Consider the following 24,962-nt stretch of genomic DNA (forward strand, 5'->3'; position numbering starts at 1 on the left):
TGGAACGGCGGGGGGGCTGTGACAGGCCATTGCCGTCTCGAGTTTGGTCTTGCGGCCGCTCGCACGCCGATGCACTCGGCCGTGAATTTCCTTGGCAGACGGAAGGGAGATGCGTGGGTGTGAGGGTCGTTATTGCGCCAGATTCGTTCAAAGGGTCATTGTCCGCACAGCATGTCGCAGCGTCGATTGCAGAGGGCGTCGTAGCCGCGTGCCCCGACGCGCAGGTCCATCTCGTGCCGATTGCAGACGGTGGTGAGGGGACCGTCGATTGCCTACTCGACGTCGTAGGAGGCGAAGTCGTCACGGTTCCCGTTCACGATCCGCTGGGGCGCCCCATCGACGCCGATTACGGCGTCCTCCCGGACGGCACCGTCGTCATCGAAGTGGCGTCGGCAGCTGGGCTCACCTTGGTAGCGCAACAGGATAGGGACGTTCTGCGCGGAAACACACAGGGTCTCGGCGAACTGTTGTGTCACGCGCTCGACGCTGGGCGCACCTCATTTGTGGTCGCCCTTGGCGGCAGTGCCACCAACGATGGCGGAGTGGGCATGTTATACGCCCTGGGTGCGCGGTTTTACGACGAGGGTGGACACGAGCTCGCCCCCACCCCGGACGCTTGCCGCAGTTTGTGGCGGATTGACCTGTCGCACTTGCACCCAAAGTTGGCGGATGCCTCGATTCGGGTGGCGTGCGACGTCGCCAATCCACTCTGTGGCGAGCGTGGTGCGACGGCGGTGTATGGGCCGCAGAAAGGCGTCACGCCTGACCTCATCCCGGTCTTGGACGCCTTCCTCGACCGCTTTGACTCAGTCGTTCACCGCGACTTACATATCTCTATCCGCGACATTCCAGGTGCAGGTGCCGCGGGCGGGCTGGGAGCTGCATTGGTCGGATTGCTCGGGGCCAAATTGCTCCCCGGCATCGACTTGATTCTTGACCTCATCTCCTTTCATACCCGCCTATCAGACGCTGACCTCGTCATTACCGGCGAAGGAAGCACCGATGCGCAGACCGCCAACGGAAAGGCGGTCATGGGTATCGCAAAGCGCGCCAAGGCCGCCGGTGTGCCTGTATTTTGTCTGTCCGGCAACGTCTCCGCGGAGGCGACAGCCCTGTACGAGCACGGCGTTACGGCGCTGTTCTCCATCACGCAAGGCCCAATCAGCCTCGGCGATGCGATGAAGTCGACCGGAATCCTGCTGTCGAGAGCCGCGGATGCGGCCGTTCGCGCGTTTCTCGCAGGTCGAATGCGGGGGTGAGCCGCGCGGGTGAGCCGCGCGGGTGAGCAGGGCGGGTGGCCCTGCCTGCCCCTCTCCCCGAGTCACCCTAACGTTGTTCGTCTCTATCGTGGTGTTGGTGTGTTTACTCGTCACCGGGCTGTTGATCGGGCAACGGAAAATGCGCACCACGCGGACAAATTTGACGGATAAGGCGATGAACACCGCCAAATTTGTGGCGAACTCCCCTTTGGTCATCGCGGCGTTGGAAGGGAAGCGCAGCAGGTCCGACGTTGAACCCCTCGCGATGAAAATCCAGGAAATCACCGCCAGCCTACAATGACTACCAAACGTGAAACCTATCGACACGGAGCCTGCAAAAACGGGGAGTTTTGGAGGTGTCACGCACTTTATCACGAATATGCAACCGTGACAGCGCCGACCCTGATCGGTTTTCTCGTTTTTGCCGACGGATATCATGCCATGTTTGTCGCATCTGCCGTCGCGTCGGTCATCGGAATGCTCGCGATGCTGTTCGTCAAACCAGGAAAAAGAGTGTAGTTCGCATGGTCGGTTGAACGTGACTCGATGAAGCGTGCAGTCGTTGGGATGCTTCCTATGCACGTCGTTCCGCCATCGGGTATCTGGAAGGGTAAATCGGAGAGCGAGAACCAGACTGGAGGGTCCAACCATGGACAAGTTCGAAATCGCCGTCATCCCCGGTGACGGCATTGGAATGGAAGTCGTGCCTGCCGCGATGCGCGTACTCGACGCGGCGGCGGATATTCACGGTGGATTGTCGTTTGAGTGGACGACGTTTCCATGGAACTGCGAGTACTATCTCAAACACGGCACGATGATGCCGGACGATGGCATCGCCACGCTGCGCGGATTTCATCAAATCTTCCTGGGTGCAGTGGGCATGCCAAATCTCGTGCCGGATCACGTCTCGCTCTGGGGCCTGCTCATCAAAATCCGCCGCGAGATGCAACAGTCGGTCAACGTGCGACCTGCCAAACTCCTCAATGGTTTGACATCGCCGCTGCGCAACCCGTCGGCGTTTGATTTGGTCGTCGTGCGCGAGAATTCGGAAGGCGAGTATTCCGATATCGGCGGGCGCATTCATCAAGGCTCTGACGAGATGGCCATTCAGAGTGCCGTGTTTACGCGCAAAGGAACGGAGCGCGTTATGCGATACGCGTTCCAACTCGCCGAAAAACGCCGCAAACACGTCACGAGCGCGACGAAATCAAACGGAATCTCTCACAGCATGCCGTTTTGGGACGAAGTATTTAGAGATGTCCTCAAAGACTATCCCGAATGTGCGACAATCAGTCACCACATCGATGCACTGGCGGCATTTTTGGTGATGAAACCACACGCGTTCGACGTGATCGTCGCCTCGAATCTGTTTGGGGACATCCTGACGGATCTCGGTGGGGCCATCATGGGAAGTATCGGCGTGGCGCCGGCGGCGAACCTCAACGTCGAACGAACGTACCCATCGATGTTTGAACCGGTTCACGGGTCGGCGCCCGATATCGCAGGGAAGGGGCTCGCCAACCCACTCGGTCAAATCTGGACCGGTAAAATGATGCTCGATTTCATGGGCTATGAAGAGCTCGGAAATCTCGTCTTGGACGCGATGGAGGCGACCCTCGCCGCGGGTGTCAAAACGGGTGATATCGGCGGTGTATCGAGTACTTCCGAGGTCACAAACACGATCATCGACTATTTGCGGAGGCGGACTTAAGTTTGCGCGGCCGTTTCATCGCACAGAGGGAGCGTCATGCTCCCTCGACCCTTGCGGGCCGCTTCGCGGCGGCACCCTGGATTCCGGCCTCCACGGCGTGAATGGGAACTCGCAGTGAGTTCTAATGTTATGTCTGTAACATTAGAATGGGGGAAATGAGGCAAGGGTTCGTCGTCTATGATGCACATCGGGGACACTTCGTGTCCGAGTTGAACGATGAAGACGGCCGGGCGCATCGGAAAACTGGCAGAGATGCACCAGGAACTCGTCGACGCGCCTGTTCCAAGGTTAAATTGCAAATACTTTGCTAATGTTTGGTTGTATGGTCTATAATCATTCGTACGTACAATTGCTTATCGTATCAAAATCTATAGACCTTGGGGGTGATCGACATGGCCCAAAAGCAGACTCCGAAATACATGCAATTGAAAGAAGAAGTTGTCTCGTGGGTGAAAACGGGACGTTATCCCCCGGGCGCTCAATTGCCTACGGAATTGGAATTGGCGGAGTTGTTCAACGTGAGCAGGCAGACCGTGCGGCAGGCGCTAGCAGACTTGGTGCGCGAACAGTTGTTGTCACGGGTCCAAGGTCGTGGAACCTTTGTCGCCGAGCGGAGTCTGGAACCGGTTACAACGCCGTCGGTTGTACAGGGGCCGAACAAGATCATCGGTGTGGTCACAACCTATATCTCGGACTATATTTTTCCGGAAATTATCCGCGGTTTGGAATACCAACTCGGTGCCCTTGGGTATTCATTGCTCCTGCTGAACACACAGAACAACTTTGACTTGGAACGCCGCGCCTTACAGAGGATCATCGATACCAATGTGACCGGACTCATTGTGGAACCGACGAAAAGTGCGATCGACAATCCGAACTTAGACATGTATTTAACCTTAATTGCACAAAAGACCCCGATGATTATGCTGCATGCCTCCTATATGGAACTCGACGTCGCCACCGTGCGCATCGATGATGTCGAGGCGGTGTCGCGCCTGACCCAAACCGTGATCGACTTTGGTCATCACGCCATCGGCGGGCTGTTCAAGGACGATGACATTCAAGGAAAATTGCGCATGCGGGGATATCTGCGGACGCTCGGCCAAAATAATGTGGATATCCACCCAGCCTTTATTAAGCGCTATAACACTGAGGACCTGACAGATGTCGTCCGCGCGTATGTCGAGACGGTTGAATCCACGCCGGTGGAACAGCGTCCGACGGCTGTCGTTTGCTATAATGACGAGACGGCGATGAAGCTTATGGAAGCGCTGAAATCGAGCGGCATTGGGGTGCCGGAAGACATTTCCGTCGTCGGCTTCGACAACTCCCAGTACTCGCACCTATGCGATCCCAAGTTGACCACCGTCGATCATCCTAAGTTCAATATGGGCATCACCGTCGCCGACTTGATCATCGACGTCATCTCTGAAGTGCACAGCGGGCAGCCAAAGAGAATTCGGGACGTCATCATGGACTGTGAAGTGATTACACGGCCGTCGTTGAAGGATTTGCGCACGAATCGTCCCGCGCCTGAAGCATTCTCTAAAGAAGTCGAGGCTGACTCCGTGGCTTCGTCACACGTGGACCGAGGCTGACCTTCAGCCGCGGGTTCACGCTAGCAGGTACCGCTCGAGCCACCACCCCCCGGCGGCCGAGTCAAACTAAGCTGTCGTGGCATCTGTCAGGGAGCTGACTGTGTCACGTCAGGTTGCAGCTTTCCCCTTCATATCATATGGTACGTACAAATATGGTCCGTCGGTGGAATCCCGCCTTTGCGTCGCTGCGGACGCCTTGGATCATTTTGGCGACCCGGTGTCTTGGTTACGCGGTTGAACTGACGTCGCAACGGTGGGCAAGTGTACGGTGCTGCTATATCTATCGACGGTACAACACAATCGAACGGCACAGGTTCGATCTTCTGATGATGCCCCATACAAACCAAATTCTCGTAAAAATTTTCTGTAAAATTGTATGTACGAATATTGACATCGTCCTATTGCAGTGACATTATTGGGGTGCGTTTAAATATTCAAACAATTCGTTCATACATCTCGGGTGCCTACCAATTCAATCGTGAGGAAGAACAGTTGAATCAGTTGGGGGTGGCGAACAGTCTTTACCGCTGTGATGGCCTCCTTGATGATTCCCGGGACCGTGATCGCCATCCCGCTGTTCAATTATTCGCCCAGCGCTAGCCACGCTATTGCGTTATAGACAAACTTACGAAAATTCGATGGATGGGAGACAACAGATGACCATGAAAAAATCAAGAATGGTGTTGGAACCAGAGTTTCAAATTGCAGAAGTCGATAACCGAATTTATGGATCGTTCATTGAACACCTGGGCCGCGCAGTCTACGAAGGCATTTACGAACCGGACCACCCGCTCGCCAACGAAGACGGGTTTCGGATGGACGTCGTCGAACTGGTTAAAGAATTACAGGTCCCGATTGTTCGCTATCCAGGTGGAAATTTCGTGTCCGGTTACAACTGGGAGGACGGGGTAGGCCCGAAAGAGGTGCGGAAACGGCGCCTCGAATTGGCGTGGAGGACGATTGAAACCAATCAGGTTGGCACCAACGAGTTTGCCGATTGGGCCAAATTGGTCAATTCGGAAGTCATGATGGCCGTGAACCTCGGTACGCGCGGGGTCGATGCGGCGAGAAATCTCGTCGAGTACTGCAACCATCCCTCCGGTACCTATTGGAGTGATCTGCGCGTATCGCACGGATATCGTGAACCGCACAAAATCAAGACGTGGTGTCTTGGGAATGAGATGGATGGGCCCTGGCAGATCGGGCACAAGACTGCGGATGAGTACGGTCGCGTCGCACTCGAAGCCGCCAAGGTGATGAAGTGGGTCGATCCCTCCATTGACTTGGTCCTCTGTGGGAGCTCTGGCACGCAAATGCCTACATTTCCGCAGTGGGAAGCCACTGTCTTAGACCATGCGTACGATCACGTCGACTACATTTCCCTTCACCGGTACTACGGGAACCGCGACGGTGATACGGCCAATTTCTTGGCTAGTTCCTTGGACATGGAGCAGTTCATTCACACGGTCGTGTCGACCTGTGACTATATCAAGGCGAAGAAGAGAAGTAACAAGACAGTGAACTTGTCTTTTGACGAATGGAACGTCTGGTTTCATTCGAACGAAGCCGACACGAAGATTGAACCGTGGTCCATCGCGCCTCCTCAATTAGAGGATATCTATACGATGGAAGACGCCCTGGTGGTCGGAAGTATGTTGATCACCTTATTGAAGCACGCGGATCGTGTGAAAATTGCCTGCTTGGCCCAACTGGTCAACGTCATCGCCCCAATCATGACGACAGCTGGCGGAGGTGCTTGGAAACAAACTATCTATTACCCCTATCTCCATGCGTCGCGCTATGGCCGAGGACGGGTATTGAATCCGCTGATCTCCTCGCCGAAGTACGACTCAAAGGATTTTACCGACGTTCCCGTGCTGGATTCTACTGCGGTATTCAATGAGGAAAAACAGGAACTCACCATTTTTGCGGTCAATCGCGACATGGTGGATGCGCTTCAGTTGGAATGCGACGTCCGCAGTTTCGATGGATACCAAGTCGTCGAGCACATCGTGCTTGAGCATGAAGATATCAAGGCTAGAAATACGCACGACGAACCCAACCGCGTGGTTCCTCACAATCGGGGAAGTGCAAAGGCGAACGACGGCAGCCTGGAATGTGTACTCCCGAAACTTTCCTGGAACGTCATCCGACTCCGCAAAAAGTGAGCAGAGCTGACCGAGGCCGATACAGTCGCGCCCCTGGTTGGTACAGCGAAACAAGTCCGCATCAGGTGCCTGAAGGCCTTTATGCGGACTTGTCATGTCTGATACTGTTGTGGACCTCGGGATATGTTCTTTCATTTCAACCTCGCATTTACTACATATGTCACTCTCCCCGCTGTGGATTGACAGAATGGTCATCACAAAATGTACGAACAAAAAATGCCTTGTCTCCAATCATATTTTAGGACGCAATAGAATAGGTATGTAATTTTAAAGCGTAATCTTGTGTATACCTGGCATAAACATCGATTTTTTGCCGTCAATCCTATCCCTTATCTGTACATTTGTACGTACAAAAATATTGACTTTGAAATGTACGGAGGGTATTCTTAATTCAAAATTCTTAAAATGTATTGCGATGTAAGGGTGTGCGGACGAACTGCATGTCCGTACAAATATTTAAGGAGAGACGGAGGTCAGGCCTGCGCTTTGGGACGTGGCGGTTCACTTTCCATGTAAGCACTTTCTAAAAACCGACTTATTGAATTGTTCTGAGTGTTGATATGAACAAAGCGATGAACGAACGCATGTGAACTTCGGCAAGATAAACATCATTAAAATGCTCAGTTGAGTGAACAGTGCTCACGTGGATTCGCGCTTGGCGAATCCCGGCTCGCAAGGGGTGGAGAATGGTGGCCTATTCGATTGGCGTTGACTATGGTACCGGCTCTGGAAGAGTCGTGTTGTTAAATTTAGATGAGGCCACAGAGGTGGCTGTTGCTGTCATTCCCTATGGACATGGCGTGATCGATACAATTTTTCCGACGACGGGTGAGAAATTACCTCCTGATTGGGCACTGCAACACCCGATGGACTATTTGGACGTGTTGCATCGTGGCATCCCCGCTGTATTGGCAGAGACGGGCGTTTCCCCCAGGGACGTGATTGGCATCGGCATCGACTTCACGTCGTGCACGGTGCTCCCCGTAACGCAGACGGGGGAACCTCTTTGCACGATGGTGGAGTGGGCAGAGCACCCGCACGCGTGGCCAAAACTGTGGAAGCATCACGCGGCGCAGCCGATTGCAGACAGAATGAACGACCTTGCGCGCGAGCGCAATGAAGATTTTCTCACCCGGTACGGAGGGCGGATTTCTTCGGAATGGTATTTTCCCAAGTTGATTGAAGTGTTCGAAGATGATCCGGACGTGTACCAGGCCTGTGACGCGTTTGTCGAGGCGACAGACTGGATCGTCTTACCTGACCGGAAATCTTCGCCGAAATTCGTGTACGGCCGGCTACAAAGCACTCTGGTCAGAGGACGACGGATTGCCCTCCAAGGACTTCTTTCAAGCCGTAAACGCGGGCTTCGCTCATCCGTTGGAAAAGCTAGGGGACGTATTCTACCCGCTTGGAACTAGGGCTGGGCGGTTAAAGGAGAGCGTGGCCGAACAGTTGGGATTGGGCACACACGTGGCGGTCGCGGTAGGCAACGTCGATGCGATGGTGGCCGTACCCAGTGTCGGTGTGAGCCATCCTGGGTCGTTGGTGATGGTGATGGGGACGTCGATTTGTCACCTGACGGTATCCCACGAGGAAGTCCGCCTGCCAGGGATTACTGGAGTCGTCAAAGGCGGTGCACTTCCAGGGTTGTACGCCTATGAGGCCGGGCAAGCGGCCGTCGGTGACATGTTCGAATGGTTTGTGAAAGCTTGCGTACCGCAAGGGTATGTGGACGAAGCGTCGCAGCGCGGCGTCTCCATTTATGAAGTGCTGGAAGAAGAGGCGGCGCGCCTGTCCCCAGGTCAAAATGGTCTCATCGCCTTCGATTGGTGGAATGGGAACCGCAGTATTCTCGGGGACGCTGATGTGTCAGGCATGATCTTTGGCTTGACGCTCGCTACATCCACTGCCGACGTGTATCGGGCACTGCTCGAGGCGACGGCGTACGGCACGCGACGCATCATCGACAACTTTACGGAGCACGGGATTGCCATCGATGAATTGGTCGCTTGTGGTGGGCTCCCCCAAAAGAGCCCGTTACTGATGCAGATCTACGCGGACATTTGCGGTTTGCCAGTGGTCGTACGCGATTCGAGGGAGATCCCCGCGCGGGGCGCGGCGATGTTTGGGGCGGTTGCGGCCGGTGCAAAGGCGGGCGGATTCGACTCTATCGATTCTGCCAGCGCTGTCCTGGCGGCGCCGATTCAAAGGACATATCAGCCCAATGCCGACGCTCGTGAAGCATACGACCGACTCTATCAGATATATCGAGAACTTCATGAATATTTAGGAGAAAACAACGTAGATTTACTGCACCGTCTGAAACAAGTCCGCGTGCGTTCGCTGAACAACGCGTTGCTCAATCAATTGGTATAGCCTGAGAGGACGATGAATGGTGGAGAGGAATAACGTGTTTTGGTTTGTCACAGGAAGTCAGCATCTGTACGGCCCTGAAACACTCAGTCAAGTGGAGAACCAGTCCCGCGTCATCGCGAACGAACTAGATCAGTGCGAGTCGATTCCCTTTCCCGTGATCTACAAGCCAGTCGTGACCACCTCCGAGTCGATTCACCGCGTCATGCTGGAGGCGAACGCAGACGAGTCCTGTGCCGGCGTCATCACCTGGATGCACACGTTTTCGCCCGCAAAAATGTGGATTGCAGGTCTCAATGCGCTCCAGAAACCGCTGTTGCATCTGCATACGCAGTTCAACCGGGACATCCCGTGGGACGCTATCGACATGGATTTTATGAATCTGAATCAATCGGCGCACGGCGACAGGGAGTACGGTTTTCTGGCCGCCCGCATGGGCGTGGCACGAAAAGTGGTCGTCGGCCATTGGGCAGACGAGGAGTTGCAGCGACGCGTCGGGGCTTGGACCAGGACAGCCGCCGGGTACGTGGAAGGTCGTCAACTCAAAGTGGCCCGCTTTGGCGACAACATGCGTGAGGTTGCCGTTACCGACGGCGATAAGGTGGAGGCACAGGTCCGGTTTGGGTGGTCCGTGAATGGGTTCGGTGTAGGTGACTTAGCCGAACGTATCCACGACGTCACGAACGGCGACCTCGACGACCTCCTAGCGCTGTACACAGAGACGTACGAGATTTCCACAGATGTTCGAAACGACCCGCAGAAATGGGGGGCCATTCGCGAGCAGGGGCGGATCGAATTGGGGATTCGGTCATTCCTCCAATCTGGTGGGTTCGGGGCGTTTACGACGACGTTCGAGGACCTGCACGGCATTGAGCAACTCCCAGGCCTTGCCGTCCAGCGCCTGATGGCCGACGGCTATGGTTTTGGTGGGGAAGGCGATTGGAAGACGGCGGCGTTGACCAGGGTGATGAAGGTGATGGCCGGGATGGAAGGCACCTCGTTTATGGAGGATTATACCTACCACATGGAACCCGGAAACGAGCTGATCTTAGGCGCGCACATGTTAGAAGTGTGCCCCACAATCGCGCAGTCGCGCCCTCGTATCGAAGTGCATCCGCTCTCGATAGGCGGCAAAAAAGACCCTGCCCGCCTGGTGTTCGACGGGCGAAGTGGGCCCGCCGTCGTCGCATCGCTGGTCGATCTCGGCACGCGCTTCCGCTTGATCGTCAATGAGGTGGACGCCGTTACATCACAGAGATCTCTGCCCAAGTTGCCAGTCGCTCGAGTGCTCTGGAAACCACAACCTTCGCTTAGAGATTCGGCAGAAGCTTGGATATATGCGGGCGGAGCGCACCATACGGTGTTTTCGTACAACGTGACGGCGGAGCAGTTAGTGGACTGGGCCCAGATGACAGGCATCGAGTGTGTCCTCATCAACCGGGATACATCGGTTCTCACACTGCGGAATTCACTGGCTGTGAACGAGTACGCCTGGCGCTTGCGTTGATCGGCGGGGGGCCTTTTCGCGACGGAATTCAGGGGGGATTCGAATGCTCGTAGAATTGAAGGAACAGGTGTTGGAGGCCAACTTGCAATTGCCGCGGCACGGCTTGGTGAAGTTTACGTGGGGGAATGTGAGCGGAATCGATAGGGCCAGTGGGCTGTTTGTCATCAAACCGAGTGGCGTTCCATATGAGCAGTTGAAGGTGGACGATTTAGTGGTGGTCGATTTGGAGGGGAATGTTGTCGAGGGGGATTTAAACCCTTCCTCCGACACGCCCACGCACCGAGTCCTCTACCAGGCGTTCCCCGAAATCGGGGGGATTGTCCATACGCACTCTCCATGGGCGACGATTTGGTCACAAGCTGGCCGGTCGATACCGGCCCTGGGAACCACGCACGCGGATTACTTCTATGGAAGTATTCCGTGTACGCGCGAAATGACAGACGACGAAATCAACGGGGACTACGAAGTGGAGACGGGCAACGTCATCGTCGAAACCATGCAGCAGTCCGATCCATCCGCGATGCCAGGCGTTCTCGTCCACAGCCACGCACCGTTCTGTTGGGGCAAAGACGCCATTGACGCTGTGCACAACGCAGTGGTGCTAGAAGAGGTCGCCAAACTCGCGTACCGATCGGTATCGCTCAACGCGTCCATCGAGGCGATGCAGCCGGCTCTCCTCGACAAACACTACCTTCGTAAACATGGCGTCCACGCGTACTATGGTCAGCGCTAGGGGACCCCGACACCCGCAGCGCCAGGCAACTGGGCACTGTCGAGGAGTGCGATAAATACGATTGAGGATGTGATGGAATGAACGGGCTTGCAACGACGACCATCTCGCTTCACCAAGTTCGCCTAGACGACGGATTTTGGTCAAACTATGCCGATTTGGTCCGGAATACCGTGATCCCTTATCAGTGGGGTGCGCTCAACGACGACATCCCGGACGCTGAGCGGAGCTATGCCATTCACAACTTCAAAGTGGCCGCCGGTGAACAGGACGGCGAGTTTGGCGGCATGGTCTTCCAGGATAGTGACCTTGCCAAGTGGTTGGAGGCTGTGTCCTACAGCCTCGCTACACATAGAGACCCACAGCTAGAGCGTATCGCCGACGAAACCATCTCACTCATTGTCCGAGCGCAGCAGCCGGATGGGTATCTCAACACGTACTACACCATCAAGGAGCCGTCGAAGCGCTGGACCAACATCTACGAATGTCACGAACTATACTGCGCGGGGCATATGATAGAAGCCGCTGTCGCCTATTACCAGGCCACAGGAAAGCGCCAATTGCTCGACGCGATGTGTCGGTTTGTGGACTACATTGATGAAGTCTTTGGTCAGAACCCCAATCAAATCAAAGGCTATCCAGGCCACCAGGAGATTGAATTAGCCCTGGTCAAGCTCTACCAGGTCACAGGTGAACCTAGATATCTGCGGTTAAGTCAGTACTTCATCGACGAACGAGGGAAAGCTCCGAGCTTTTTTCTCGAGGAATGGGAATCGCGTGGACGCCAATCCCATTGGCATGCGGGCACCACTGTGAAACCCGACTTGACGTACAATCAAAGCCACCAGCCAGTGCGTGAACAGGATACGGCGGTTGGCCACGCGGTCCGCGCGGTCTACATGTACACGGCGATGGCCGATCTGGCGCGCTTGACAGGAGACGAGGAACTATACCGCGCCTGTCTGCGATTGTGGGAGAATATCACAACCAAGCAAATGTACATTACTGGCGGAATTGGATCGACACATCACGGAGAGGCGTTTTCGTATGCATACGATTTGCCGAACGATACGATTTACGCCGAGACGTGTGCCTCTATCGGGCTGATTTTCTTCGCCCAGCGCATGCTTCAAATAGAAGCGAAAAGCGAGTATGCCGATGTGATCGAGCGGGCCTTGTACAACCTCGTCGTCGGCAGCATGTCCCTTGATGGAACCTGCTATTTCTACGTAAATCCGCTTGAGGTCGTACCGGAGGCGAGCGCAAAGAGCCCGGAGAAATTTCACGTGAAGGCAGAGCGCCAAAAGTGGTTTGGTTGTTCGTGTTGCCCGCCAAACGTCGCGCGACTGATTGCCTCCCTCGGTCAATACATTTACGCCGTGAACGAGAACACCGTGTTTACCAATCTGTTTATCGGCAGTCACCTGTCTGTCAAGGTGGGGGGCGACGACGTCGAGTTGCATCAGGAATCCAACCTGCCTTGGAGTGGAGAAGTCCGGCTGCAGGTCGCCTTACAGGCTCCGAAACGGTTCACGTTGGCACTGCGCGTGCCTGCTTGGTGCAACCGCGAGGCACTGTTAAAGGTCAACGGCGTGCCGGTTTCCGTCGAGGAGCGAGTGGACAACGGGTATGTAAAAATTTACAGAACTTGGTGTGACGAAGATGTGGTCGAGTGGATTCTACCGATGATTCCGGAACTCGTACAGGCGAATCCGAAAGTCCGTGCCAACGCCGGGAAAGTGGCCATTGTGCGGGGGCCGCTGGTGTATTGCCTGGAACAGGTGGATAACGGGGAGAACCTTGGTGCAGTTTCTTTAGCGCCTGACGTGAAGCTGGAGGAAAAGTTTAACGCGAATTTATTCGGTGGCATCGTTGAGGTGTACGCGGATGCGTATCGGGACGATGAACTGTCGTGGGGCAATGCGTTGTATCGTCCGCTCACACAGAATTCGCAGGCAGTTCCTGTTCGGGCCATTCCCTATTACCTGTGGGGGAATCGGGGGCTCGGAGAAATGCTAGTCTGGATCCGCTGCAGGTAGGGGGGACACTGGTGAATTCGAAGCGAAATCGTCCGCAGGCGATCATCTTCGATTTGGATGGTACGCTGTTCCAAACGGAGTCATTGTCTATCCCAGCGTATCACGCGACGTTTGCGCAATTGCGAAGCGAGGGGCTGTTTTCCGGTGAAACGCCCCCAGAGTCGCTGTTTCTGAACAGTTTGGGGCTACTTTTGGAGGAGATTTGGGTCAGAGTGATGCCTAATTCCTCCCAGGCGACTCGTCATCGGGCTAACGAATTGCTCCTAAGCTATCAACTTCAATTTCTAGCCGATGGATACGGCGCGATGTATCCGCATGTGACCGAGACGTTAGAACAGTTGCACAAGAGGGGATACCAACTGTTTGTCGCGAGCAACGGATTGGAGTCGTATGTGAGAAACGTGATCGAACACATGTCGTGCGCGCGCCTGTTCTCTGGATTGTACAGTGCAGGGGAGTTCCAGACGGCGTCGAAGGTCGATTTAGTAGGACTCGTGCTCTGCCAGCATCGATTGGCATCGGCGTGGATGTGCGGCGACCGCTATTCGGATATCGAAGCGGGACAGATGAACGACCTGCCGACTGTGGGGTGTGACTATGGTGGGTTCGCCGGCGCCGAGGAGTTGCAGGGCGCGGATTTCATCATCCACGCGTTTTCTGACTTGTTACATCTTCTTGAGTTTTAAGCAAGCCCTACGAGGAGGAGCGCTCAATGGACATACCGTATGCGCTGCTGGGAAGCAAACAGTCGTGCACGTGTGGGAGAGACCATCAGGTTCCCATTGAAAAAATCGCGATCGACGAACGGATGTTGGATCACTTGTCCCCGTACCTCCTTGGGGAATCCTTGGAGCGGGTCTTGCTCGTCGCCGATGCTAATACATATCAGGTCTTTGGCGATCAAGTGTACCAGCACCTTCTGGGTGCAGGGGTGACATGCGGCGTCCACGTGTTCTCGTCGCATCACGACTTGCTCCCAGATGAACAGGCGATAGCAGCGGTCCGCCAGAACATCGTGCAATCTGGTGCGAAGGGGGTGCTCGCCGTTGGAAGTGGCGTCATCAATGATGTGGCACGATACGCTTCGTATCAGGAAGGAATTCCGTATGTCGTGATCCCCACCGCGCCATCGATGGATGGGTACGCGTCCAGCGTCGCCGCACTGCAGTTCAACGGCGTGAAGACGACGCTTCCAGCGCACACTCCGAAAGCCATCTTCGTTCAGCCCAAGATCCTTTCCGACGCACCATTTGAATTAATTCAATCCGGGTTTGGAGATTTGATCGGCAAGACCATCTCACTCCTCGATTGGAAGTTGAGTCACGTCCTGTTTGGTGAATACTTTTGTCCAAAGTCTTACGAGATGGTCTTGGCGCCTTTACAATATTGTATTGAGCACGCAGCAAAGTTGCGGGAGCGCGATCAAACGAGCACCAAGAATCTGTTCGTCGGCCTCATCAACTCTGGCATCGCGATGGCGATGATGGGGAATTCGCGCCCGTGCAGTGGAAGTGAGCATCACTGTTCACACTATTGGGATCTCCTTGCTTATCAAGGTGTACGTCCACATGCATCGCACGGTCTGCAAGTTGGATACGCCGTACAGTGGATGATCCGCTTTTATCGGGCCCTGACTCAGTTAGCGTCCATCAAGACGCCACTGGCACCCGCGTTGACACCCGAACGCGAGGCTCAGATCCGTCAGTTCTACGGCGATGGGGCGGGCGAGATCCTAACCGTGTTTCGAGATAAGGAAAGTTGGCATCGCGAGCACGACGGCGACTTTCAAACGAGGGACATCTCGCTTGTCTTAAAAGAGCTCGAGCCGGAATTGTCCATGTTGCCATCCGCGGCGAGGGCGCTTCGGGAAATGGACATTCCGGAGACGGTCGACGTTCTTGGCCTCACCGTTGATACCTTGCGCGAGACCTTTCTTCACGCCAACGAACTTCGATCTCGTTATACAATTTTTGATTTTCTAGCGTCACAGGGCGAGTTGCACCGGGCAACCCAAAACATCCTTGAACCACTTGAAGTTGTGAAGAAATGAGGGAGCGTCGTGATAGCAAATCGCGTGCGTGAAATGACGTACCACGGCGAGAGGGCAGTTTGTTTACAATACGGTCCATTTCAGGCCATTGTCCTCCCGGACATCGGTGCAAATCTGATCTCGTTTCGAGATGTGGAACGAGGACTCTCTTTTTTGCGCGAGCCGACGGCCGACGAGATGCCACAGTTCAAGGCATTTCCAACACAACATGGCATCCCAGTCTTATTTCCTCCGAACCGCTTTGAAGATGGGTCATTTCCCATCGGGGAGTACACGTATCACTTGCCCATCAACGAACCAAACCGGAACAATCACCTACACGGGTTTCTTCACAGTGTCGCCTGGGATGTCACCGCCACCGGCGAAGGTGACCACGATTCATTCGTCGTCCTCACCTTGGTCGTCGACGAGGGCCATCCCGTCTACAACGCGTTTCCGCATCGCTTTCGCATGGACATCGAGTACCGTCTGTCGAGCAGTGGATTGCGGCAAACGGTGAGCGTCGAAAATGAGGGGACGTCACCGATGCCTTGTATGCTTGGCTTCCACACCGCTATCAATGTGCCTTTCTCAGCGCGCAGCACGGAGCGAGACTACGTGTTCACCGCGACGGTAGGAAACCGTTTCGAAATGAGCGAGCGCATGCTGCCGACCGGCAACTATCTCGACCTGACACCGGCGGAGCGGATGATGCAAACGTCCGGAATTAGTCCGTTCTTTGAGCCAATGGACAATCACTACACCGCACGACCCGAGCAGGGGCGAAATTGCGCGACGGTGACAGATAGGCGTGAAAACATCCGCTTGGTCTACGATGTAGGAGTAAAATATCGCCATTGGATGATTTGGAATAACGAGGCGGGTGGTTCATTTTTTTGCCCGGAACCGCAAATCAATGTCGTAAATGCGCCAAACCTCCATCTCCCCTGCGAAGAGACAGGGCTCGTCGTCCTTGAAGAAGGGGAAACTTGGTCAGAGACGAGCACGTTGTTTGTCGAAGACGTCGTATATTGATCAAATCTATCATTCCCCGGGTACGACCAGGTACGTGAGTGGCGAACGTCGCTTCTTACGTACCTGTTTTTTTGCCTTCGCGCGACTCGATGTCGGACGAGCAGGGAGCGATTGTGCGGGTCGGTATATTCCAGTACTATGAAAAGTACGACTAGACTTACGGCACGTGCCAGAATGGGCTCGACCTCGCGATAACAGGGCTACAGAGAAAAGGGTGGTAGCGTATGTGGACATGGGTGCATCATGTGGGCAAGGCGATGATTGCGGCCGTCGTGCTCACATCTGGGATGGTGATGAATGCCGTCGCCATCGCAGGTGAAAAGGTTCCGGTCAGCAAGGGCACGTTGGTGTCACTCGGTGACTCTATCACATTTGGTTATAATTTAAATGACACTGAAAATAATTCCTTGGTTTCCAAGTCTGCGTATCCGTATCTCATCGGTAAGGCGGACCATTTCAACGTATCCGATCTCGGCGTCCCCGGCTGGACCTCGGCCGATTTGTTGGCCGCTCTCGGTGCGCCCAACTTCAGTCGGGCCGTGCGCGGTGCATCAGTGGTCACGCTCGATATTGGCAGCAATGACCTGCTTCAGTGGGCCAGTGAGCAAGGACTGCTGACTTCCACTGACGAGTCGACTGCTCTGACCATCACGCCGGAACAACAGGCGGCGGCGGCGGAAGTACTTGCACAGTTTGGCTCCAACTTTAAGAATATCATCGCTAAAATTCGTACCGAGACCTCTGCGCCGATTGTCGCGTACAACTTGTATGATCCCTTTCCCAGTTCCTCTGTGCTATCCACGGTCGATGAGCAACTTGAAGCTTTTGAGAATCAAGAGATTGACTACGTCGCGGGACAGTACCACAACGTCGCGGTCGCTGACGCGCATGGCGCGTTCAGCGGAAATCAGCTCTCTTTCGTACGGATAGCAGAGGGTGACGTGCATCCAACGGTACGTGGGCAGAGTGCGCTTGCGCAAGTCGGCGAGCAGGCCTTGAAAGCTTTACTCAACAAGCAAGCTAAGCCGGGGGCGCAGAGTGGGGTAACTGACCTATTGGTGGGGGCGATTGCCCAAAGCGGAGGCACCACGTCGGGAAATGTGAATGGAAGTGATGTTACGTTGTCCGTTCCTGCGTCCGCGCTCAAGGAAGCGACCGAAGTGGACTTCACGAGTCAACAGTTTCCCAAGGGGGCCGCATCTGCAATCGCGACTGAGTTACCACGTGGCGACTTTGCCGTGGAGCTCGCGCTCAACTTTGACTCTAACGCTACATTTACAAAGGCATATACGCTTACCATCAAGAATCGGGCGATTGCCAAGGGTGCAAAGTTGTATCAAATCGCGGGAAAGACGTTGACGCCTGTGAAGACGACCTCCGCTGTGTCTGGAGAAATGACATGGAAGGGGACAAAGTCCGGCGACTTCGTGATTCTAAATCCAGCTCAACCTGCAAAGGGCTGACACTGTGATTCCGCTGTCGTGCTCACGGGCTATTCCTCGGCGGCACTCGCTCAAGAACAGCCCTGTTTTCGCGGGTGTTGTGCGATAAGATGGCCCGGATGGGGGTCAGCCTGTTTGGGCCTTGCGCGGCCTTAGCGAGTTGATTGGCCGATGTCTGCCGATTCCATCGTTGGTCCACGGCGTGCGTGTGGTTTTGGCGCCAGCACGAACGTACACATTGCGGCGAACAGGCTGATGGTGGCTACGCAGAAGAATCCGGTGTTCAGGCTGAACGATTCCCCAATCCAGCCAACCAAAGACGGACCGCCGAACATACCGAGCGAGTAAATCGCCTGATAGAAGCCCATCGCTGTGGCACGCCGGGCGGAATCGATATGTTTGATGGCGAGGCCCATCAGCACCGGCATGCACAAGCCCTGGCCGAGCCCGTTGGCCGCCTGGGTGACGTATAGCCAATTGAGTGAATGAACGGTTGGGATGACACAGGTAAAGATCGCGGACAGTGCAAATCCAATGACGACGACGTTGCGTTCACCGAGTTTTCGCGATAGAATCCCGCCACTGTACAGTGACGCGAGAGCGTTCGGCAGTGTGGATGCGAGGGTGAGCCAACTTAAATCTATCTTGCTAGCACCTAGGTGTGTAGCGTCTTCGGGCGTGAAGCCAAACATGGTTGAAAACGTGATGATTTGAGCCAGAACAGCGAGGATGGAGACGCCCAGCACAATTTTGTCGCGGCCGACCGCGATGAGCTCCTTGGGCTGAATCCCTTTGGCGTCCTTGGCGGGCGGGTTATCTTTGATTCCGAAGCTCATGAGGAACCCGAGTGTGCCACCGACGACCGCTAACCAAAATGCCGCGTGCCATCCGAATCGTTGTGCCACGATCCCGCCGAGTGTCGTGGCCAGCAGCTGACCAATGGACGTGAAGAAGCTAATGATCCCCATCGCCTTGGGGGCGCTTTCATCGCTGTGGTAACTGGCGTACAAAACCGTAAATACGACCCAGCTCGCCGCAGCGACTCCGGCGAGCAATCGACAAATGAGCGCCGCCCATACGGAACTCGTGAGCGCGAAGCCGAGACTACTGAGTGTACCCACTGCTACGCCGCCGATGATGAATGGTTTCCTGCTGCCGACTCGGTCTGACCATACACCGAGTGGAATGCGAACGAGCATCTGTGAAAACCCATACGATCCGATAATTACCCCCGACATCGCGAGACTCCCACCGAGCGCTAGGACATAAGGAGATAATAAAGGGACGTAGGTATAGGTGGAGAACCAGTAAAACATCGTCACTATGTAAAATAAGGTGATCCGATTTGTGGCCATTGAGGCACTCCCTTTACGGCAAAGTAGGCCATCGCGAGACCTAGCGTGAGTGTATCCTGTTTCCTACTATATGAGAAGGAGTGTTCGGCGATGGCAGCACGAACCCATTCCCCCTTCTCGACTGTACTTACGTAAAAAGGGGGCGCCTCGTTTGAGAGACGCCCATTACCTAGATACCCAATTGCTTTAGTGCTTCTTCCAGACTTAGTGTTTGAAGGAGCGACATTTTTTCCTCAATGTCTTGGTCTTCTGAGGTGCCAATTCGAATGAATTTCCTCCGGTCAGAGCGACAATCTGGACACCGATTCATCAATTCGTATGTGGCCGTGTTGTATCCGCATTTTCGGCAGACATAGAGATACGATTTCACTCGTCATCACCCACTTTCAGTATGGAAGGTAGGGACTGTCGAAGTCTCGCGCATTCTGTCAAACAATCGAAACAATTATCTAATCTTTTCGACAAAAACCTCAGGGAAAGGAGGTAAAATCATTGACGAGTCTGAAAATTACGTCTTATAATCTTCGTAACCTGGATACGGTCGACGGTCGACGGCGGTAGTGAAATACCCCGATTGATCACGTGAACTGACCAATATGGGTGAATCGATTGGCGGAAGGGGGGGTAAAGTGAAGCCGATTCAACGAGCTGTACCTTTGGTGAATCAGGTCTATGAGCATTTGCGAGGCGCCATATTGTCCGGCACGCTCAAGCCAGGTGAAAAAATTGTCGAAACGAAACTCGCTGGTGAGTTGCAGGTGAGTCGGAGCCCGGTTCGAGAGGCGATTCGCCTGCTGGCGAACGAACAGCTACTTAAAGAACAAAATGGAAACATTAGCGTTTTCGTACCGACTATTCACGATTTTCAGGAGATATCAGCACTCCGTTTGGCCGTGGAACCCGCTGCGGCGGCAATGGCTGCACGAAGGTTTGAAGCGCCCGACGTTCAAGCGTTGCAGACGAGCCTAGAAGCGAACATAGAGGAGACGAAACACTGTTTAGCAGTCGGGGATATGGAAGGAATCATTCCACTGAACAACGAGTTCCACCGAGTGATCTGGACGTGTGGTGGGAATGGCCGATTCGTTCGAATCATGGAAAATGTGTCCGCACTTATTCAATATTATTGTTCCCTGGTTCTGGACATCAACCAGCAGCAGACGAACATTCTTCAAGAGCACACAGATATCTACCTAGCCCTGAAAGCTGGGGATCCAGTTGAAGCGCAGAATGCGATGTATCGGCATATCAACAAAGATCAGCAAGTTATCGAGCGATACGCGGCGAGTTCGGACGGATTCAACGTAGAGTTTCCGCCGGCCGGTGTCGCGCTATATAAAGAAGGGGAGTTGAGTTAGGTGAGAAGAACTAGAACAACGCTTGCGGCTGTATCAACCTTGATTGCATTGGGTGCTGTAGTCGGATGTGGAAGTAGTGGTGGCACTACAACCAACGATTCAAACAGTAGCGGCAATCCTTCGGTGTCCTCGTCGACGAGTCAAACCGGTACGCTCTCAGTTGGCTTACAAGCGGACCCGGCAACGCTAGACCCCGCTTTGTCGAGTGCGCTCGTCGACCGTCAGGTCATGGCCAACATCTATGACACGCTCTTTGCACTCACACCAGACGGCAAAATTGTACCGGATCTCGTCAAGTCGTACGAGATTTCGCAGGATGGTAAGACCTATACATTCCACCTGCAAACTGGAGTGAAATTCCAGGATGGGACGCCGTTCAACGCGGCCGCTGTGAAGTTCAATCTCGAGCGCGACTTAGCTCCCACATCAGCGAGAAAGAGTGAGGTAAGTGTCATTCAGACGATTGACACGCCCGACGACAACACCGTCGTCCTTCACCTCAAGACTCCTTACAGCCCGTTGCTTGGCGTGTTCACGGACAGGGCCGGAATGATGGTGTCGCCGACGGCAGTGAAGAAGGAAGGAGCCAATTATCCAAACCATCCGGTTGGAACTGGGCCGTACGCGTTCCAAAGCCGAGTCAAGGGCGACCACATCACGTTGACGGCCAACAAGGATTATTGGAAGGGCGCCCCAAAGATTCAGCAAGTGACGTTCAAGGCATTTAGCGACCCGAACGTGGAATTGACGAACTTGGAAAGCGGCGCCATTCAGTTGGCAGACCAAGTTCCAGCTCAGCAACTGGCTTCGCTGAAACAAAACGCCAACTTTGTCGTCTCAAATACGGCGGGGCTTGGATATCAGGGTTTTTACCTGAACTGCTCGCAGGCGCCGTTTAACAACCAGTACTTGCGCGAGGCGGTGGACGCCGCCATCGACCGGCAAACCATCGTCAACGTGGTATTTAAAGGCGAGGCATCGCCAGGGTGGGGGCCATTCAGCCCTGAATCACCCGTGTACAACGCGAAACAGGACACGCCTCCGGCTGCGAACGGCAGCGAGGTTGAGAAGTTGCTGAAAGAGGGCGGCAAGCCGAACGGGTTCACGTTTACTTTCCAGACCGCCAACAGCCCTGTCAGTACCGAAACCGCCCAGATTATTCAGAGTATGTTGCAGAAGTACAACATCAAGATGAACATTCAGCAATTGGAGTTTGGCACGCTGCTGTCGAACAACACCAACCACGCTTTCCAAGCTTCAGCACTCGGTTGGTCCGGGCGGATCGACCCTGATCAGAACGCCTATCAGTTCTGGCACACGGGCGGATCTGAGAACGGTTCGAACTTCAGCGACCCCACGGTGGACAAGCTGCTCGAGCAAGCTCGGACACAAGCGAACATGTCGCAGCGGGCACAGACGTACTCGCAGTTCATGGACGAAATGCATAAGCAAGATCCTTATATCTTCTTGTACTTTCAAAATAATACGTATGCCTATTCGAAAAATCTGCAAGGGTTCCAAGCTTATCCCGACGGGGTCTTCAGAATTGCCAACATGTCCATTTGATGCCGCCTATCTTCTCAAAGCAAGTTGGTTACAGGGTCGAACTTCGCTCGCTGGAACCCGTGTTCCAGCGAGCGCCCTGTTGGAAGCGCGCAGTTGTAATTCCGGGAGGTTCCAGGTATGGCATACGTCGTAAAACGACTTCTGACGATGATTCCCGTACTTTTGTTTCTCAGTATCATGGTCTTTAGCTTAATTCACTTGATTCCAGGAAATCCGGCTGAAATCATCCTTGGCCAAGATGCCACACCGGCTGCTGTTCAGGCTTTGCGTGCGCAAATGGGGCTGAACGCGCCGCTGTTCGTCCAATACGTCGATTGGATGGGGAGATTGTTTCACGGGAATTTAGGTTCCTCGCTCATCGATCACGAGGCTGTCTCCTCGCTCATCGCGCAGCGATTGCCCGTCACAGTGGAATTGGCCATTGGGACGATTGTCGTGGCACTTCTCATCGCCTTTCCACTGGGTATTTTAGCCGCGGTATATCGCGGGAAATGGGCAGACTTCGTCGCGCTCTTCACGTCGACCGTCGGACTCTCCGTTCCACCGTTTTGGATTGGACTGATCTTTCTCCTGTTGTTCACCGTGAAAGTGCATTTGTTCCCGTCCTCGGGTTATGTGCCAATCTGGCAGAACCCCGGGCAAAACCTGTCGGTGATGATTCTGCCGATGGTGGCGACTGGGATTCGTGAAGCCGCTGTGTTATTGCGCATGCTGCGATCCAGTTTGATGGAAGTGGTCGACCAAGACTTCGTCCGCACCGCGCGCGCAAAAGGGCTCCGCGGTTGGATTGTCATCGTGAGCCACGCGCTTCCCAATGCACTCATTCCAGTCATTACAACCGGTGGACTGCAGATTGCCGGACTTCTCGGCGGCCTTGTGATCACGGAGCAGATTTTCTCTCTGCCTGGATTTGGACAACTGCTCGTACAAAGCGTCTTTAGTCGCGACTACACGACGGTGCAAGGCGCGGCCATGGTGGCGGCGTTGATCGTCGTGATTGTCAACTTGGCCGTAGATCTCGTGTACGGCATCGTCGATCCACGCATCCGCTTGAATGGAGGGAAGTCGTAAGATGGCGTTACATCAGAACATCGTCCAGGAAGCAGCCGCGGCTTCAACCGCCGCCGTTCGAGTCAAGCGAACGCGTAGACTATTCCGTAACAGACAACTGTGGGTTGGTGGTATCATAGTTGGCGTGGTCGTGTTCGTTGCCATCTTTGCCCCACTCGTCTCTCCATATGGGCCAAATGCCAACGACTACACGAATCTTCTCCAAGCGCCATCTGCGCATCACTGGTTCGGGACCGACCAGTTGGGGCGGGATCAACTGGCGCGAACGATGATCGGGGCACGCACTTCGATGGAAGTCTCCATTGGTGCGCTTGTGGTCGGACTCGTGGTCGGGATTCCGGTTGGACTGGTCACAGGGTATTACCGCGGATTTCTCGATGACTGGTTGATCATGCGGATCATCGATGCGATTCAGGCGTTTCCGTTTTTGATCTTGGCATTGGTCCTGGCGGCCATGCTAGGGCCGGGTGCGCGCAATGCGATGATTGCGATTGGCATCGGGTACGTGCCCATCTTTGTGCGTACGGTTCGCGGTCAAGTTTTGGCGGAGTTTGAGAAGGAATACGTGATGGCCGCGAGAGCGCTTGGATCTACGGATTTCCGCATCATGTGGAAGCATATTTTACCGAACTCCATGACGCCGTTGCTCGTGCAAGCGACGTTGGCGATGGCCTCGGGCATCGTCGCCGAGGCAAGTCTCAGTTACTTGGGGCTCGGCGTTCAACCGCCCACCGCGAGCTGGGGTACGATGTTGCAAAATTCTCAGGGGTACCTTGGACAGGCGCCTTGGCTGGCGATTGTTCCGGGCCTCGCTATCGCCGTATCGGTTCTCGGGTTCAACGTGTTGGGCGACGGCATTCAACAGTGGCTCGACCCGAGGCAAGGAAATCGATAATCTTGAACTTCCACCGAAGGGAAGGTGATTGCTTACGAAGAACACCGATTCGCCTAAAGCCCAGGCCGACGAAAAACTTGGCGGGAAGCGCTCAGTGTACAGTATACTTCTTCTACTTTCGGGTATCGGTGGATATATTGACGCATTTAGTTGTTTGGGGCTGGACCACGTGTTCACGGCCAATATGACAGGAAATGTCGTACTGTTGGGCATCGAAGCCGTGTCGGGGGACATCATGTCCTCCATCAGGTCTGGAATCGCCCTTGTGGGCTTCCTTTTGGGCGTCGTGATTGGATGGTTGATTCTCAACGCAGGCAGACAGTCGTGGGGGCAGCGCCGCCGGATCATCAGCGCTATCCTGATTGAAGCGCTGACGTTGGCTGTATTATCGGCTGAACTCGTCCTCGCAGCGAAGTTGTCTGAAGCGCAAGTGGAACTTTGCATTGCCATCTCGTCGTTGGCGATGGGCGTGCAAAGCGTGGTCGCCCGTTTGATCAACATTCAAGGCGTGACCACCACGTACATCACCGGCATGATGGTCTCGGCCGTCGAATCGTTTTTGAAAGACTTCAAAACGACGTCGGCAGGGGCTGTCGTTGCACCGCCGAAGGCAAGCCAATGGAAGTTCCCCTTGGCCGCCGCGGTGATTTATATCGTAGGTGCGCTCGGCGGGGCCGTTTTAACGTTGCATTTGCACCACTGGATCGGCGTCGGTGCCCTTATCGTGGTAGCGGCCGTGCTTCTGATTTCCATCATCGGCGGGCGCAGGCATCGCGCCGTACTCGGACAGAGTTACCAGACGCTTACACAGTAATTAGGTAAAGGC

General features: G+C 54.7%; 19 protein-coding genes and 1 pseudogene. 19 read left to right on the forward strand and 1 reads right to left on the reverse strand.

Annotated elements, in window-relative coordinates:
• Window positions 1-119: 119 nt before the first annotated feature.
• From NZD89_RS07280 to NZD89_RS07345, 14 genes and pseudogenes are all read left to right on the forward strand, one after another.
• On the forward strand, window positions 120-1,259 hold the full coding sequence (locus NZD89_RS07280) for a glycerate kinase (protein ID WP_268007071.1): 1,140 nt from the start codon (window positions 120-122) through the stop codon (window positions 1,257-1,259).
• 22 nt (window positions 1,260-1,281) lie between these two features.
• Window positions 1,282-1,560, forward strand: a complete 279-nt coding sequence (locus NZD89_RS07285; RefSeq protein WP_268007072.1) for a hypothetical protein — start codon at window positions 1,282-1,284, stop codon at window positions 1,558-1,560.
• Between the two features lie 86 nt (window positions 1,561-1,646).
• The gene (locus tag NZD89_RS07290) at window positions 1,647-1,778 is read left to right on the forward strand and encodes a hypothetical protein (RefSeq protein ID WP_268007073.1); all 132 of its coding nucleotides are present in this window, start codon (window positions 1,647-1,649) and stop codon (window positions 1,776-1,778) included.
• A 130-nt stretch (window positions 1,779-1,908) separates the two neighbouring features.
• On the forward strand, window positions 1,909-2,970 hold the full coding sequence (locus tag NZD89_RS07295; protein ID WP_268007074.1) for a tartrate dehydrogenase: 1,062 nt from the start codon (window positions 1,909-1,911) through the stop codon (window positions 2,968-2,970).
• A gap of 392 nt (window positions 2,971-3,362) precedes the next feature.
• On the forward strand, window positions 3,363-4,568 hold the full coding sequence (locus tag NZD89_RS07300) for a GntR family transcriptional regulator (protein ID WP_268007075.1): 1,206 nt from the start codon (window positions 3,363-3,365) through the stop codon (window positions 4,566-4,568).
• Window positions 4,569-5,224: 656 nt separating this feature from the next.
• Window positions 5,225-6,736, forward strand: coding sequence for an arabinosylfuranosidase ArfA (gene arfA / locus NZD89_RS07305; protein WP_284286261.1), 1,512 nt, complete (start codon window positions 5,225-5,227; stop codon window positions 6,734-6,736).
• Between the two features lie 689 nt (window positions 6,737-7,425).
• A pseudogene (locus tag NZD89_RS07310) lies at window positions 7,426-9,112 on the forward strand (ribulokinase).
• A 16-nt stretch (window positions 9,113-9,128) separates the two neighbouring features.
• Window positions 9,129-10,616: an L-arabinose isomerase gene (gene araA / locus NZD89_RS07315; protein ID WP_268007076.1), complete on the forward strand. Its 1,488-nt coding sequence runs from the start codon at window positions 9,129-9,131 to the stop codon at window positions 10,614-10,616.
• A gap of 43 nt (window positions 10,617-10,659) precedes the next feature.
• Complete coding sequence (gene araD / locus NZD89_RS07320) at window positions 10,660-11,349, forward strand: L-ribulose-5-phosphate 4-epimerase (protein ID WP_268007077.1); 690 nt, start codon at window positions 10,660-10,662, stop codon at window positions 11,347-11,349.
• A 77-nt stretch (window positions 11,350-11,426) separates the two neighbouring features.
• Window positions 11,427-13,385 carry a glycoside hydrolase family 127 protein gene (locus NZD89_RS07325; RefSeq protein ID WP_268007078.1) on the forward strand — a complete coding sequence of 653 codons (1,959 nt, stop codon included), beginning with the start codon at window positions 11,427-11,429 and terminating at the stop codon, window positions 13,383-13,385.
• A gap of 11 nt (window positions 13,386-13,396) precedes the next feature.
• The gene (locus tag NZD89_RS07330; protein ID WP_268007079.1) at window positions 13,397-14,071 is read left to right on the forward strand and encodes an HAD family hydrolase; all 675 of its coding nucleotides are present in this window, start codon (window positions 13,397-13,399) and stop codon (window positions 14,069-14,071) included.
• A 26-nt stretch (window positions 14,072-14,097) separates the two neighbouring features.
• Window positions 14,098-15,435 (forward strand): sn-glycerol-1-phosphate dehydrogenase, encoded by a 1,338-nt coding sequence (locus NZD89_RS07335; protein ID WP_268007080.1) that lies wholly within the window; start codon window positions 14,098-14,100, stop codon window positions 15,433-15,435.
• 9 nt (window positions 15,436-15,444) lie between these two features.
• A complete protein-coding gene (locus tag NZD89_RS07340; RefSeq protein ID WP_326492919.1) occupies window positions 15,445-16,449 on the forward strand; it encodes an aldose 1-epimerase in 1,005 nt (334 codons plus the stop codon).
• Window positions 16,450-16,673: 224 nt separating this feature from the next.
• A complete protein-coding gene (locus NZD89_RS07345) occupies window positions 16,674-17,912 on the forward strand; it encodes a GDSL-type esterase/lipase family protein (RefSeq protein WP_268007081.1) in 1,239 nt (412 codons plus the stop codon).
• A 131-nt stretch (window positions 17,913-18,043) separates the two neighbouring features.
• Here the strand turns inward: NZD89_RS07345 and NZD89_RS07350 are convergent, their stop codons facing one another.
• A complete protein-coding gene (locus NZD89_RS07350; RefSeq protein ID WP_268007082.1) occupies window positions 18,044-19,246 on the reverse strand; it encodes an MFS transporter in 1,203 nt (400 codons plus the stop codon).
• Between the two features lie 629 nt (window positions 19,247-19,875).
• On the opposite strand from NZD89_RS07350, the gene NZD89_RS07355 reads away from it, so the two are divergent.
• The 5 genes from NZD89_RS07355 (at window position 19,876) to NZD89_RS07375 (ending at window position 24,950) form a co-directional block, all read left to right on the forward strand.
• The gene (locus NZD89_RS07355) at window positions 19,876-20,604 is read left to right on the forward strand and encodes a GntR family transcriptional regulator (protein WP_268007083.1); all 729 of its coding nucleotides are present in this window, start codon (window positions 19,876-19,878) and stop codon (window positions 20,602-20,604) included.
• Window positions 20,605-22,170, forward strand: a complete 1,566-nt coding sequence (locus NZD89_RS07360) for an ABC transporter substrate-binding protein (protein WP_268007084.1) — start codon at window positions 20,605-20,607, stop codon at window positions 22,168-22,170.
• A gap of 117 nt (window positions 22,171-22,287) precedes the next feature.
• The gene (locus NZD89_RS07365) at window positions 22,288-23,241 is read left to right on the forward strand and encodes an ABC transporter permease (protein ID WP_268007085.1); all 954 of its coding nucleotides are present in this window, start codon (window positions 22,288-22,290) and stop codon (window positions 23,239-23,241) included.
• A 1-nt stretch (window position 23,242) separates the two neighbouring features.
• The gene (locus NZD89_RS07370) at window positions 23,243-24,136 is read left to right on the forward strand and encodes an ABC transporter permease (RefSeq protein ID WP_268007086.1); all 894 of its coding nucleotides are present in this window, start codon (window positions 23,243-23,245) and stop codon (window positions 24,134-24,136) included.
• A 28-nt stretch (window positions 24,137-24,164) separates the two neighbouring features.
• On the forward strand, window positions 24,165-24,950 hold the full coding sequence (locus tag NZD89_RS07375; protein ID WP_268007087.1) for a YoaK family protein: 786 nt from the start codon (window positions 24,165-24,167) through the stop codon (window positions 24,948-24,950).
• Window positions 24,951-24,962: the final 12 nt, after the last annotated feature.

The sequence above is a fragment of the Alicyclobacillus fastidiosus genome, from assembly GCF_026651875.1.
In the GTDB taxonomy this organism is placed as follows: domain Bacteria; phylum Bacillota; class Bacilli; order Alicyclobacillales; family Alicyclobacillaceae; genus Alicyclobacillus; species Alicyclobacillus fastidiosus.